The organism is Alphaproteobacteria bacterium (assembly GCA_016699735.1).
Lineage (GTDB): Bacteria > Pseudomonadota > Alphaproteobacteria > Micavibrionales > Micavibrionaceae > JAGNKE01.
Genome location: CP065008.1, coordinates 1230462 through 1244260, shown reverse-complemented (window position 1 = coordinate 1244260; position 13799 = coordinate 1230462). Strand labels below are relative to the sequence as shown.

General features: G+C 53.1%; 17 protein-coding genes. 3 read left to right on the top strand and 14 right to left on the bottom strand.

The features are described 5' to 3' along the window. Positions 1-3 precede the first annotated feature (3 nt). The 3 genes from IPN28_06020 to IPN28_06010 all read right to left on the bottom strand — a co-directional run bounded on the left by IPN28_06020 (position 4) and on the right by IPN28_06010 (position 2672). The gene (locus tag IPN28_06020; GenBank protein ID QQS58370.1) at positions 4-342 is read right to left on the bottom strand and encodes a hypothetical protein; all 339 of its coding nucleotides are present in this window, start codon (positions 340-342) and stop codon (positions 4-6) included. Positions 343-446: 104 nt separating this feature from the next. Continuing rightward, entirely contained in the window at positions 447-1829 is a 1383-nt protein-coding gene (locus tag IPN28_06015) for a type I secretion C-terminal target domain-containing protein (protein ID QQS58369.1), read from the bottom strand. A 144-nt stretch (positions 1830-1973) separates the two neighbouring features. Then, the gene (locus IPN28_06010; protein ID QQS58368.1) at positions 1974-2672 is read right to left on the bottom strand and encodes a lysozyme; all 699 of its coding nucleotides are present in this window, start codon (positions 2670-2672) and stop codon (positions 1974-1976) included. 226 nt (positions 2673-2898) lie between these two features. Between IPN28_06010 and IPN28_06005 the strand changes: the two genes are divergently transcribed. Further along, a complete protein-coding gene (locus IPN28_06005) occupies positions 2899-3348 on the top strand; it encodes a hypothetical protein (protein ID QQS58367.1) in 450 nt (149 codons plus the stop codon). A gap of 6 nt (positions 3349-3354) precedes the next feature. Here IPN28_06005 and IPN28_06000 read toward each other — a convergent pair whose 3' ends face one another. Then, positions 3355-4380 (bottom strand): peptidoglycan-binding protein, encoded by a 1026-nt coding sequence (locus tag IPN28_06000; GenBank protein ID QQS58366.1) that lies wholly within the window; start codon positions 4378-4380, stop codon positions 3355-3357. Between the two features lie 16 nt (positions 4381-4396). Then, complete coding sequence (locus IPN28_05995; GenBank protein QQS58365.1) at positions 4397-6421, bottom strand: hypothetical protein; 2025 nt, start codon at positions 6419-6421, stop codon at positions 4397-4399. 70 nt (positions 6422-6491) lie between these two features. Between IPN28_05995 and IPN28_05990 the strand changes: the two genes are divergently transcribed. Continuing rightward, positions 6492-6920, top strand: coding sequence for a hypothetical protein (locus IPN28_05990; protein ID QQS58364.1), 429 nt, complete (start codon positions 6492-6494; stop codon positions 6918-6920). Positions 6921-6973: 53 nt separating this feature from the next. Here IPN28_05990 and IPN28_05985 read toward each other — a convergent pair whose 3' ends face one another. From IPN28_05985 to IPN28_05955, 7 genes are all read right to left on the bottom strand, one after another. Further along, entirely contained in the window at positions 6974-7378 is a 405-nt protein-coding gene (locus IPN28_05985; protein ID QQS58363.1) for a hypothetical protein, read from the bottom strand. A 122-nt stretch (positions 7379-7500) separates the two neighbouring features. Then, positions 7501-7911 carry a hypothetical protein gene (locus tag IPN28_05980; GenBank protein ID QQS58362.1) on the bottom strand — a complete coding sequence of 137 codons (411 nt, stop codon included), beginning with the start codon at positions 7909-7911 and terminating at the stop codon, positions 7501-7503. 88 nt (positions 7912-7999) lie between these two features. After that, positions 8000-8506 carry a transporter gene (locus IPN28_05975; protein ID QQS58361.1) on the bottom strand — a complete coding sequence of 169 codons (507 nt, stop codon included), beginning with the start codon at positions 8504-8506 and terminating at the stop codon, positions 8000-8002. 77 nt (positions 8507-8583) lie between these two features. Next, positions 8584-9030: a hypothetical protein gene (locus tag IPN28_05970; GenBank protein QQS58360.1), complete on the bottom strand. Its 447-nt coding sequence runs from the start codon at positions 9028-9030 to the stop codon at positions 8584-8586. Between the two features lie 12 nt (positions 9031-9042). Continuing rightward, positions 9043-9543: a helix-turn-helix transcriptional regulator gene (locus tag IPN28_05965; protein ID QQS58359.1), complete on the bottom strand. Its 501-nt coding sequence runs from the start codon at positions 9541-9543 to the stop codon at positions 9043-9045. Further along, positions 9464-9886 carry a hypothetical protein gene (locus IPN28_05960; protein ID QQS58358.1) on the bottom strand — a complete coding sequence of 141 codons (423 nt, stop codon included), beginning with the start codon at positions 9884-9886 and terminating at the stop codon, positions 9464-9466. The genes IPN28_05965 and IPN28_05960 overlap by 80 nt, the downstream gene beginning before the upstream one ends. An 82-nt stretch (positions 9887-9968) precedes the next feature. After that, positions 9969-11867 (bottom strand): hypothetical protein, encoded by a 1899-nt coding sequence (locus tag IPN28_05955; GenBank protein QQS58357.1) that lies wholly within the window; start codon positions 11865-11867, stop codon positions 9969-9971. A 93-nt stretch (positions 11868-11960) separates the two neighbouring features. On the opposite strand from IPN28_05955, the gene IPN28_05950 reads away from it, so the two are divergent. After that, a complete protein-coding gene (locus tag IPN28_05950; protein ID QQS58356.1) occupies positions 11961-12566 on the top strand; it encodes a hypothetical protein in 606 nt (201 codons plus the stop codon). A gap of 3 nt (positions 12567-12569) precedes the next feature. Here the strand turns inward: IPN28_05950 and IPN28_05945 are convergent, their stop codons facing one another. Together IPN28_05945 and IPN28_05940 are read right to left on the bottom strand one after the other, a co-directional pair. Continuing rightward, positions 12570-13352: a hypothetical protein gene (locus IPN28_05945; protein ID QQS58355.1), complete on the bottom strand. Its 783-nt coding sequence runs from the start codon at positions 13350-13352 to the stop codon at positions 12570-12572. A 70-nt stretch (positions 13353-13422) separates the two neighbouring features. Then, on the bottom strand, positions 13423-13656 hold the full coding sequence (locus tag IPN28_05940; GenBank protein QQS58354.1) for a hypothetical protein: 234 nt from the start codon (positions 13654-13656) through the stop codon (positions 13423-13425). Positions 13657-13799 lie beyond the last annotated feature (143 nt).

Below are 13799 nucleotides of genomic sequence, written 5' to 3'. Positions count from 1 at the left end.
CAGCTAAATTAATGTCTTATTTTTATTTGCATCCACCTCCGCCTCCGCGTTTTCGAGGAGCATCCGCAGGGTGCGTTCGGCGTTTTCGTCTTCGATTTCCGGGTCGGGCAGATCGGCCCAGCGAGCAAGATCAATCAGAAGCTGGATATGCGCCAAGGCAATCTTGCAGGCGTCGTGGTGGGCCTTAAAAGTCTTCGCTTTATCGTCCTTTTTTTCGTCTTCGCTGTCCGGGGCGGTGGCCTGTTCCTCGGCGAATTCGTGGTAGGACAGCAGCGCGGTTTCAAGAGCGCGGGGTAAAAATTTGGCGATGCGCGTTCGCATCCCGCTTTCAAGTGTGGGCATGAAGTCTCCGTTCTTGTTTATGGTGATTTATTCTGGCGGACTTAAAAAGATAAGGCTTGGCAAGAGTCCCCGCCAAGCCTTTAACGTACGGTCGCAGTTTCGACTTACACCACGTCGCCGGTGAACAATTTATGATCGGCCACCAGATCACCGGATGCCCGCATGATGCCGGGGCTGGTGCCTGTGAAGTCCGCGAGAACGGAGACTACGGGGATCCAATCGTCTCCGGTTCCGTCCACGTTGACCTTGAGATCAGTACGGCCCGCGTCGCGGAAGAAGATGCGGACGAAGTGGTCGATGCTGCTGGTCAGCGGGTCGAAGCCCTCAAGCAGGTCGCTGATGTTGATGACATCCTCGCCGAAGGTGAAATCCTTGATCTGATGCGCCTTGCCCTCGGGTAGACCATCGAAGGCGAAGGTGTCGTTTCCCTGTTCGCCCCACATCACGCTCTGGCCGTGACCTCTGGCCGCCAGAAGATCGTCATCGAGGCCGCCCTTAAGCAGATCGCGGCCATAGCCGCCGTAAAGCTCATCCTCGCCCGCGCCGCCCAGAAGCTTGTCATCGCTGGGGACGCCGGGAGCGGTTGGATCGTCCGCGTAAAGTTTGTCATTACCGGCATCGCCATGCAGATTATCGCTGCCCGCGCCGCCATAGATAATGTCGTTGTCGCCATAACCGTTGACGTAATCGTCACCTGCATCGGCATAGATCACGTCATCGCCCGCGGCGCCGTAAAGCGTATCGTCCCCTTCGCCGCCGAAGATATGATCGTTGCCGTCGTCGCCGCGCACAAAATCCGCGCCGCCGCCGGCATGGATGATATCCTCTCCCTGATCGCCCTTGATCGTGTCGTCGCCATCGCCCGCGATGATAAAATCGTCGCCCGCATGGCCGCTGATGTTATTGTTGCCGAACAGATCGAAGATAATATCGTGACCGTTGCCGCCGGTCAGGATGTCGTCATCCGCACCGCCCGAGATCACGTCCTCGCCCGGACCGCCATTGACGAAATCCGCGCCGCCGCCGCCGAAGACGTAATCCTTGTTGCTGCCGCCTTGGACGCTATCGTCGTCCTTGTTACCGAAAAGGAGGTCTTCGCCCTGACTGGCGATGATGAAATCCTCACCGTCGCCGCCATAAACCTCGTTCTGGCCGTCTCCGGCTGAAATCACATCGTTGCCCAGACCAGCCTCGACGTAATCGTTCAGGCCGTTATAGGCCTCGTCATCCTCGCCGTTTCCAAGAATATGCACGGCTTCGATGTGGTAATCCTGCCCTGTGGCAAAGGCGTAATCCATCACAGAGTCGAACAGCGTGTGATACTGGATCGTGCGTAAGAGGTTTTCGAGTTCCGTGCTGTCAAATTCCTTGGTTGTTATTACGCCCTCGGTGGTCCAGAAAAACTGGGTGGCGGTGCCGTCCTCATTCTGACGTACAAAATTATCGCCCAGGGGGCTGCCAAATCCGAATTGAGAATATGTGCTCATGCTTTGCTCCGGTTGTTCTACGCTCGGAAAGCCTAAAATTTCATCTCTAAAGTAACTTTATGACTCAAGAGCAGACGTTGGCGCGTGTCAAGTTCATTCGACAAGGCTGTTTTAGCCCTGACGCATATTCAAGCGGATCACGTCTTACTCTCTCATGACGTTGAGATCGACGGGGCCATCTATCCCCTTCACGCGGGCGTAGTTGGCATATTGCCAGATGTGCCAGCGCGGATATTTAGTTTCATCCGGCGCCGTCCAGATATTGCGGATCCATAGAGGGTATCCGGCAAAGTGTGTTCCCGCGAGATAGGCGGCGTGAAACTCCTCCGTGGCATAAAGTACGGGTTCCTGCCGATAGCGTTCCTTCAGGGCTGCTATGAATTGCTCCAGTCCGGCTTCGAACTCTGTCCTGGCCGGCCGCTTTCCGCAATTTCCGCCAAACTCCAGATCGACAGCGGGCGGCAGGGCATCCGGCTCCAGCGGCACGGCGGCGATATAGTTTTCCGCTTGTTCTAAAGGGGGACGGCAGAGCGTATAGAAATGATAGGCACCCGTCTTAAATCCGTTTGCTCTCGCCTGCTTCCAGTTTTCGGCGAATTTAAGATCGCGCCAATCGCCGCCTTCCGTGGCCTTGATATAGACGAAGGCGTAATCGTGCTTTGGAATTTCCTGCCATCCGATCTCGCCCTGATGGTGCGAGACGTCGAGGCCATGGACTCTGCCTGGACCATGAGCAGGATAGTTGAAGCGCCAGAGTCCTTGCGTGAAGGTGACGTAAGCCAGAGCGAGGGCGGCGGTTAAGCCAATGACGCACAAAATCAAAATCCCAAGAGCCTTTTTCATTTCCATTCCCCCGCCTGCAAATAAACTACGCACACTGACTCCCGTCAATCTCCCTTCTCTTTTACTTCCTCCACGGTTGTGATAGATTTTCTGCGTGATGTTTTGCCGTATCTTCAGGTTCCTGTCCGTTATTTTTCTTCTTTCAGCCTGCGCGGCAACGCAGACATCACTGCCGTCTTCTGCGGAGGGGCAAAAAGAAGCGGTCGCGCCAAAAATCAAAAAAACCTTGATCGAGAGCCGGATAGAGGCTCGGCAGCTTTTAGGGAAACATCATTTCACCGACACCAATCTGTGCTGCCGATATATAAGCTCCTATAGTTATTTCGGCGAAGCCATTGTCTATGAGCGGGATGGTGTATATCGCATTCATGGCGGGCTTGAGGGGTACTACCGTATCCGGCTTCATGATCCTTTCGGCGGCGGGTATCTTAAAATCGACGGGGCCATCACGGAAATCAGGAAGAACTCATTCACTTTTGAGGGTCTTATTGAAACCGCCAAACTTTTTAAAAACGATCTTCATATTTGCCCAAGAACCGGCATTTATACATTTTCCAGGGAGAAACATGCCGCATATTGGCGATTGCAGAGTTTCCTTGTTCCCGATACCTGCTTTCATGAATTTTCGAACGAAGCAAATTATATAGATATTTTTTTTCAGCAAGAGCCAGAATGACGGGTGTTAGTTCCTGAACCTGTAATATTCGTGACGATTTATATCTCCCGGATCAGAAAATTCTTCGTCGCGTATTTCCCCTAACGTATTAAGAAAATCCCTCTTTTTTTTCGGGTCTTCTGCAATGGTGCGGAGGTTGTTGAATGTTTGCGTTCCCGCCGTAAAGTCATTTACCATGTTCGTTGACAGGGTTTTGTTTATGGCTTCGATTACTGCTCCGGCATTATTTCTAAACAATGTATCTGCAAATACCGCTGCGACCTCATCATCCCCGATCGTGTCTAACAGCGTGTATCCTTTGTCAGGGGCAAGTTTTGCCGTTATTGCTGCTCCTTTGAACTTGTCATTAAAAAACGCTTTATAAACAGTCAGTATTTGGCTTTGAGTTAAGTCGGATGTTTTCACTTTCTCTTTTCCTGAAGCAAGTTCTGGTAAAAACCCTTCGTTTTTCAGATCATTAAGAGTTTTCTGGACGATACCTCCGCAGGCTGAGCCCCCGGTGGGCGAACGCATACCTCCTTCAAAAGCATAGATCTCAGAAAACGCCTTTCTATGAGCGGAGCCAAGCCCCTTATCCCGCTCCAGCAACGCGTTCCAGTCCTCCCATTCCTGCGCCCGGCTGCCCTTAAACAGATCGGTCTTCGACTTTGGCACAAGGTCCAGATACTTGTACTCCTGCGGCTTCTCGTCACGGATTGAACGGCCCGTCGCGTCCAGATGCGCGGGCTTGCGTTTCGGGATCGGCACAAATTCATCCTCACCTGCCACGGCGATTTTCCTGAGCGCGGTTTCCGTTTCCCCGCCGGGATTGAGGATGCCATCGACACGCAAACCCTTCGCGCCTTGAAAGGAGCGGATGGCGGCGTCCATGCTTCGTGTGATATAGCCGTGCGGTTCCGGCGGCGTGCCGAGATCAAAATGTCCGGCGCTGTGCAGGCGGCGCCTGACCTCCCAAACGTCCTCCTCGCGGTTCTCCAGATTGTTTCCCACGCGGCCGCTGAGCCGCAATTCTGATCTGATCGTTTCGAACATCTCTTGAATACCTCTCTTACAAATGCTTGCTCACGATGAACCACTGGCCGCCGTCGGAGACGACGGTGATGGCGCTGTAGGGGCTTGAGAGCGGTTGGGCGGAATTGTCCGGCCCGGTGCCGCCCTGCACCGTCACGGTGACGGCGTTGGCCGAGACATCCGTCTTCTTGATCGTCACTGTGCGGCCGATGGATTTCGCGGCGTTGGCGGGCGGGAGCCGTGCGGTCAGCGCACCGCCGAAGCTGGAGAGCAGATAGGTGTCCACCGCCATGTCGATATCATAGGTACCTGTACCATCGAAAAAGCGTGTGTTGCCCGGTGAGCGGTTGGAGGCGATGACGAACCATTCCGCGCCATTGGAGAGCATCATCACATAATCGTTTTCCGCGCCGAGGAAGAAGGGCGAACCGTCCGGGCCGGGTCCGGACTCCTCTGTTATTGTAATCACGTTTTTGGAGGAGTCGATTTTCTTGACCATCATCATGACGCCTGTCGCGTCTCCGGCGTCCGGCAGTTCCACAGTCAATGCGCCGCCGAAGGAGGAAACCAGATGCATGGAATGCGAGAGATCGAGGCTTACGGTTCCGCTGGCGTCGATATATTCGGTGTCGAAACGCTGGAGCGTTGCGTTCATGTCCGTTACGGTCGTGCGCTGCAGCCTGTTCTTGTGCGGGAAGCCGGCGTTGTAGGCGGTGTACTGCCCGCCCGAGAGATCCCAGATCGCCGAGCCGTCGCTGGCGGAGAGCAGGTTGTAAATCGCCGTTTCAACCGAGCCGTTATCGAGTTTGATGTTCGGGACGAGGTTAAAGCTTTCAGCATAAGGATTGATGAGCAGCGTCTTGTTGGAATTCGCGCCGATAATGAAGCAGCCCTGCGCCGTGCCTTTCACGTTCGCCTCGCAGTCGATGAAGGCGTTGTTGAAGCTGCCGTGCTGGATATAAAATCCCGCACCGGAAATGTCCGCGCCGAGTGAATAGGCGCGGCAGGCGTAGAATTTGTTGGCGTTGGGCGTGTCGCCCGCTCCGGATTTCGTCAGGTGAAAGCCGTTGATTGAGGGCTGTTCGACCAGCACGCGGGAAAAATTATTCCAGTAGCAGGGGAAATTCGTGTCGTTATAGCCGTCAAGCTGCACGCCCGTTTTGGGCGCGACGATGGTGATATCGTTGACCGACGTCTGCACAACGGGGCGCGTGAGGCCGAAGAGTTTTATCCCGATATCGCCGCCTTCGATGCGGAAGTTAGAAAGCGTCACGTAATCCTCCACCACCTCGATCACGTTGAAGGTGTTCGCGGAGGCTTTCAGAACAGATTTCTGGCCCGCGCCGAACAGGCTCTTGCGCGCGGTCAGGCGGATGGTCGCCGTGATCCGGTACTCGCCCTTCGGGATGAACACCATGTCCGCTGCCGCCAGGGCATTGATAAAGGCATTCGTATCGTTGGCCACGCCGTCGCCGATGGCGCCGAAATCCTTCACGCTGATGAGGTCGGAGAATTTATTGTGGCTGGTGCGCGTGGCGGCGCCGGTTCCGCTGGGCGTGAAATTGGGGGCGGCCATGGAGCCTTCGAGGGTTACGGCCACGGGGTCGCCGTTGCCGTCAAAGCCCAGCGCCTTGTTCACACGGATAGCGCGGTCCGGGATTTTGACTTCGCCCGGCGATTCATGATCGCCGTAGCGGAGCATGGTGTCGTTCTCGCGGTTGACCTGCTGGATCGCGGCGATGAGGTAGTCGAGTTCGGTGTTGATCGACTGGGCCGAAAAATCCCCGCCCTCCAGATAATCGGTCACGCGCTCGATGGGGAGTTCACGGGCCAGCGTGATGATGGTGTTTACGGCGGGCGCGGCATCGAACGTTAATGTTCCTCCGGCGGTCAGACCCGCGCCGCTAATTATAAATCCGCTGGCCTGTTTCGCGCCGTTCAGATAAACGGCCATGTCCTCGCTGGCGAAAATTGGAAAGGGATAGGCGAAAATGGTCTGCGTGCCGTTGGCGGTGTAACGCACGAGCGGCGTCACATCGGGCATCTTGATATGCTCGGTCATGGGGGTCTCCATATTTATTGCAATAATTTAGGGCTTTGGGTTTTGTGCTAAGGTTTTTATAATAGCGGGCATGAACTCTTCCTCTTCCGCCCGTTATTATCTGCGCGTCCTGTTGATTCTCAGCGCTGCGCTGGCTGCTTCGTGGATTGCGTTGTCCCTGCGGACGGATACTTCATGGATCGCGCCCGTTTCCGAAGGTGATGCAGCGCTTTCCTGCGGGCGGGAGATTGCAATCATCGTGACAGAAAGCATTTCCGACTATCCTGCACATTCTTCTGGCGATGAGGGTCTTCAGACACAAATCTGCACATACGATGCGGCTTTTGACGGCAGCCTCGAGGACCGCGCCCATCTGGTGAATTTCAGCCAGAAAGTCCTGGAGTTTCCATGGCCGGGCCGTCACGATATCGCGCAGCACTTTTACCGGAAGGTGATTGCCGCCAATCCTAACGATGCGCTTGCGGAATATCTGAGGCTTTACAAACTTGATGCGAAGTAGAAAAGACGCAGGAGATGCTCCTGCGCCGTGGGCGTTTAAGCTCAAAAAATTCCCTAATTCAGAAACTGGACCCGGTCCTGTGCGCCGGGGATGGTGCGGTATTCCCGGTCTTCGGGTGATTCGAGCGCGGCCTCGCGGCAACGCTCGATGGTTTTGTGCGCCCCTTCCTCAGAGCAGTAGCCGTAGGAAAATCTGTCGCCGCAATCGGCCTCAATTTTCTGAAGATTCTGATTCCAGCCTCTGACGATGACGGTGTTGCCGTCCATATAGTAGACGCTGGCGTCATTGTCTTTTGCACTTTCGGCGACCATAAAGGCAAAGGATTCTTCCGACAGGCCGCTATAGGTATTGATCGGCGCTCCGGTCCGGGGATTTTGATTATACGCGAAGTTCGTAATGACAAGAAAATCCGGCCCGTGCGTGGCGGCGTTCAGAAAAGCGTCCTGTGGTTTTGCCATAACTCACCTGCCCTTTGAGATTCCTAACACCCCTAGTGCAAGTACTTTAACATAACAAAAGCGCTCGCGCCGCAAAAAAATGTATGCGGTGCGGTGTTCATACTCTGTTATTTTTCAATATCTTACCCGTCGAGGCGGGCTTCGCGGAACTGGGACTGGGGGATGCCGCCCACGGTGCGGGTATAGGAAATATACTCCTGCACCCTTTTGGCATCGACAAAGTCATAGGAAAAACGGGTACCGTTTTCGCGCTTGAGCTGTTCGAGGTCGTGCAGATCGCCGGGGATGATGGCGATATCCTCCGCCGCCAGGATGACTTCGCGGTTTCTGCGCTCACAAAAGTCGTGAACGAGGGCGTGGAAAGAGTCCTCGGTTATCCCGCTTCTGTAGTTGAAGCGGCGGCGATGACTGTCCATGGTGAACGGGTCATCCTGGAAAAAGAAGTTTCCGAAGATCATGAAGTGCGTGTGCCGCGTACGTGACAAAACACTTGGATCAAAATCTTCAAAGCCGGGTATGTTTTTAAAACGCATGAGGGCATCACTCCCTTTTTGCCGTATATCAGGAAAGTGTAATAAAAATGAGTCAGCAGGTCAAACTTTAATTCCACTTTTTCCACAGTTATAGAAACTGGCGTTGAATTTTTTGTCTTTCCGATAATTGTGTGCGCTGAAGAATGTTCAGCGCCCGATTTTGCGAGACGTTCTGATCGAGGGCGGTGACGCGCAACGCATCCAGTTCCTCGCGCCTTTGTCTTTCGTCATCGGACTCATCGAAGAGTCCAAGAAGGACCGCCTGAGACGAGCCTGTGGCGCTGCCGACTCCCTGCGCTCCGAAATTCGCGCGCTGTCTTGCGACGGCGCGGCGCAACGCCGTCTGCCGCTGATCTTCCGTGAGTTTTGCGTTGAGCGCAATCTGCTGGCGTTCGAGCGCGGCCTTTTCCTCCAGCTGTCTTTGCTGAAGAGTTTGCTGGCGCTTGAGCTGGTCGAGGGCGAGGCGGTCTTCCTTTTCCTGCTGTCGGTTGCCGGCGCCGGCGAGAGTCTGGACGCCTCCGAGAATAGCGGTTCCGGCGGAGACGACGCTGCCGACGGTACCAAGCAGTGAAAGCACGGGTGTAAGTGCGGCCATGATGGGGTTCCTTTTTGTTTTAAATATAAAAGAGCACCGCTTAGGGTGCTCTTTTCATTGGCAGGTTGTAATTTAGTTTATTTTTTTTGTTTTTTCTTTTTTGCCTTTTGATCATGCATCATAGCTTGCTTAGGCTTGCGAATGTATATCTGACCTATATTTTCCATTTTTCCGTTCAACCCTATTCTTACTGTTAGAGCACCTTCTTTTTGAAATACAAAGGGTGATAGTATTATTGGAAAAGCTCCGCGCCAAATATTCAGCTTTTTTAGCAAATCCTTATCTTGCCAGCTAAACTTAGTGTTTGCCGTTATAATGACTTCACCATCAATCTCTATTTCTACGGGAATGTCCGTTGTTGTTTTATTAAAAGTCATAATGTTTATAACCATTACAAATTTTGGCAATAGCGCGGGAAAATTAGCAACTATAAGGTCGTTTTGATACAAGCCCACAAGCGTAACCTTGCCATTTTTTTCTTCACGATAATCATCACAAAATTCTACAAACCCGTATTCCTTCATAACTCCGCCTACTTAAATTCCCAATAATTCAAAAAATGTGTTCTGATCAATATTAAGCACTTTGCATAGCTTCATAATTGTAGGGGCACTTGGATATTCTTTTCCGGCTTCGTAACGTGATACTTGATATTGTTGTAAGCCTGCTTTTTTAGCTAGCTCATGTTGAGATAACCCCCTTGCAAGCCTTATAGTTTTAAGAGATTTCTTTCTTTCCGAATTCTGCAAAGCCTTGGATAACTCTTGGCGTCCTCCGCGTATGGCTGATTCATATCCTGCTTCATATAATTCCTTTACAAAATCCTCAAACGGAGTTGAAAGGGGATGGTCCACATACATACGATCTCCCCAATCACTATTGATACGAAGTACGTCTTTATGCGTTGTGCCATCTTCATCAATCAATACTTCATACGAAGGCGATGTACCAAACTTGTCAAGCTCTTGGGAGCCTCGATAATCCGAGGCGGTCGTACCTTTTGATAATCTCTTTGATAAATTCCTTGTCTTTTTCATAGTCTAAATCCCTATCCATTAAACCTAGTATATGAATGGTATTGCGCTTATAATCTGGTGCATAAATTACCCTATGACTAAGGTTAAATTTCGTTCCTTTTAAAGAAAACCCAAAGATTTTAAGTCTCCATACGTTTCTTAATTCCTTATTTTGTAAACTCCAAACTGCATCTACGTTAAAATCTTCGCATTCATATCCGCTTTCAACCAAATCATAAATGTCTGTGCAATTCTCACTTAACTCTTGTAATACAACCACAAGACGTCCTGCCTGCTGCTTATTTGCTTCAAACAGTTCCCTTATTTCTTTCTTAGCTTCCTCGATAATGTCTACACGGAACATTATATTATTTTCAATATAAAATAGCAATTTAAAGAAAGGCTTAATTTCCTGTTACTTCTAGCATAAAATATAGTGCTTGTACCTACTCATTCACCTTCAACTCCGTAATCACGGAGAGAAGCTCGAACGGCAGGGGCGCGGATTGCTCGATGCGCCAGAGAGGTTTGCTGCCGTCCTTCTGCCAGCCGAGGGCGCGGATTTTTATATCCCCGCTGATGAGCGGCGCGGGGTCATCAAGAATTTCCTCTTCGCCAAACTGGCGGAGCGTGATGTCCTTCAATCCCTGACCCGTATCGAGGCGCAGGGCGGAGGTGTCCTTGACGCGGAAGATGCCGCGCACGAGACGAACTTTTCTTCCCGCTCCGACCGCGCCGATTTCATTCGGCGGCAGAGGTTCAACGATATGCGTGAACGGCAGGCCGATTTCAATCGTCGACGCTGGCTCGGCGAGGGTCACCGCCCCGCCCGTCACCGTGTGATCGTTCAGAACCGCGCCGTCGGCCACAACGCTGACGCTGCGGCCCTCGAGATGATCGAGGCCGGACCACACGGTCGCGGGCGTTCCGACTTCGCCCGATAATGCAGAGTCGAGGTGCAGATCTGAATCGAACAATTCGATGAAAAAATCCCCTGCCCTTTCGATCAGCATATAGACCTCGTCGCCGACGACGGAGACGGATTTCACATTGCCGTCCGTCTCGTGCAGCGTCCAGGCGGAGACGGACTCGGCGCGAAAGACGGTCAATGTTGCGAATTTTCCATCGGCGCGGACGACAAACAGCAGGCGGTTGCGCTGATCGTAATCCTGCTCCACCGGATTGTCGATGATATGGCGCGAGAGGAGCGCGAGGTCGGTTGACGTGTAGGCCTGCTCCAGATCGGTGTAGAGAAATTCGTGAATCTCGCGCTTGTTGCGTGCGGCGTAGAGCGTTGCCCCGTCCACGTTGAGCGGCGGGATGTATCGGTCGATAATCGAGCCTGTTCTTGTCTGCCTTCTGATCTGCACGGCGCTGGGCGTCAGCGGATCGCCGGTGACCATCCATTCCGCGCCGCTGGTGAAGACCTGCAGGTGGCGGCTGGAGAACACACCGCGGATTGCGTTGACCTGATCGGACAGGATGGCGAATTCGATCGCCTCGTCCTCCAAGCCTGTCCCGAGATCAAAGTTGAACAGATCGCCGGATTTCGAAAACCAGAGACGGTTGGGCAGATCGCGGCTGCCGCCGATGACCAGCCTGTCTTGATGAAAGGCCACGGTGACGGGATATCCGCGCACAGGGCTGAAAGCCTGTTCGGCCCAATCTATCGTCGCGCTTGTGCCTGTCAGTGTCTGGATGACATCCGCGCTCACCACTGTGGGCGAGTCGAAATCGGTGATCAGCACTTCCTTGCCGCCGACGCGCAGGCGCGTGTTCTCATGCCCTGCCGCGAAGACGGAGGCAGAGGCCGTGAGGGTGATGCTGCCCGTCGTTGCACTAGGCGTGAGCGTGACCTCAGAGTCCGCGAATTTATAATACGGCTGGTGCACCACGTTATTTTCAGTAAAGAAATTCCAGTCGCTGAGCGTCCATGTGCCGCCCGTTCCGCGCGTGAGTTTTTTCGGCGGCACGTCGGGATGGACGAGCAGCAGCGTATCCGCGCTTTGCGTCCAGGCGATTTGCGGAATCTGCCCCTCCTCCCACGGGGCGGCGATGGTGGCGACGTTCAGGCCGCCGGTGTAGACGTCGATCTGTTCGTGCGTGAGCAAGAGAAGCGCCGTTTGCTCTGTGTTGAATTCGAAGGCGATCAGCTTGCCGTTGCCCGGCGCGGTGTCGATATAGCCGAGGCCGAAGCGGCGGCGTACGCCTCCTGTCGGATTTATAAAAACATTCCGCAGGGTCAGCGCACCGTTATCGTACGCGCGCAGATCGCCTCGGCCCAGCAGCTCGCGCGAGACCTCCCCCGCCGTGAAGGTGGTTTTTATTTCGGTGATGCGTGTCATGGTTTTTCCTTTGGGGTTTTCTTCAATTCCTTGTTGTTTCTTTCCCGGCCGTTTCTGTAGTGGTAAGTTTCCGGGATGGGTATTTCCCGCTTTATGATTCTTGCGATTTGCATTTGCGCCCTAACTGCCTGCGCGGGTACGAGCAATACTGCCTCGAAGCCCTCCTGTCCGTGGGACGGGCAAACTACCACCATCAAGGATGAAACAGAGGCGAAGCTTTTACTTGGCCGACACATTTTTACTGATTCCGGTGCCCTCGCCCATGATATCTATTGGAAAAACACGATGCCCGGATATGCCTGGGTCAGTAAAAGCTCTGCCGGAGCGTATGATTTACTCGCCCAGTACGAAACCCACGCCGACGAACTCTGCGAAGCGCCTTACCCGTTCGGGGATAGCCTTAATATTGTTGGCGTCATTTCCGAAATCCGCCAAGAAGAGTTTGACGTGTCCGGTATATTTTCAGCCGCTTATCACAGGGATCCAGAGGCTGTACGCGAGTGCGGCGTGTTCACCTTTTCTAGACAAGGGCACGAGGATTACTGGTCCCTGCAGAATTCTGACTCACCCACGTCTGTTGAATATTTTTTCCGAAAATCGGTCTTGACTGTTTCCGATGATCCGTCGCTTATTTTTAATAAAGACAAAGCCCTCAGGAATGCTCTTACGATTGAGAAAAAATGCAAGAAAACTTACTAAACCTTACTCTTGGTCCCTAAATCTGAAATAGTCGTTGCGGTCTTTTTCGTCCGTCCTTCTGGCGTTGGCTGAAAACTCCAGAAAGTTTCTGGTCTTGCCGTGGTCTTTTGCTATTTCCTGCAAGGCGGTAAGGGTTTTACTTCCGAAAGCCGTGCCTGTCCCCGTGTCAGCGTTGGGATCGGTCAGCTGGATTGCCTTGAGGATCAACTCCGAGCCTTTTGTCGTGCCTTCACGGAAAAGGATATCGGCGACTGATGAGGAAAGCCGATCATTTCCTATCAAGCCAAGGATTTGATATCCTTTGATCGCAGTTGTTTTATTCTTTTCCTTTAGCTTTTCTGCTGGCCCTTTAAAGACATCATTAAAGAAGCCCTTATACACTTCCTTTATATCCGGAAGCTCCAAATCGGTTGTTTTCGGATTTTTACCGTACCTCGCGTATATTCCAGGCGTGTTATCCGGGGATTTTGTTGAATCAAGTGTTTTTTGCAATATGCCCGCGACCGCCGATCCTCCCGGCGCCTTTTTCATTCCGCCCTCGGCGGCGAAAATATCGTGAAAAGCTCTTTTTTCTGCGCTTGAAAGGGACGAGTCCCACTCTACGATCCGGCTCCAGCCATCCCACTCCGCCCGCCGCTCGCCCTTGAAGACGTCGCGTCTGTAGGCAGGCGGCTCTATGCCTGTCGTCGGTTTATGCTTTGGAATTGGTATTTGTTGCTCCGTATCCCAATCCCTTATAATGCGGCCCGTCGCGTCCGTGCGGACAGGCTTGTTTTCGCTTGTCATAGTGGGGTTCCTTCATAAAAAAACCGCCTGTGGGGGCGGTTTGGTGTTCGTCAGCGTTCTCTGTCTGCGATCAAATCCCGAGGATCGGCTCGTCGCCGTCCTGTTCGGGGACGGGGTGGTTGATGCCGACATAGGCGTATTGCTCGGGCGCCTCGGCGACCATTTGTTGAGGCGGCGGGGGATCCTGCGGGAAGTCCGGCAGGGTGAACATTCCTTCCGCGCCCAGGCCATAGCCCGGTCCGGCGTCTGCCTGGGTTTCCGGCCTTTTGCCGAGGAACTCCCTGAATTTATCTCTAAAGCTCATCTCAATCTCCGCTTTTCTGTTCCTGTCATTTTACTCCGCTTTGACGGGTTTTTACAGAATTATTTTTATGGGCGGAAAGCAGCTTAATCCCGCACTTTCACCAGCGTAAAATCCTCGATACGGCCGGGGGTCGGCGGCTACGG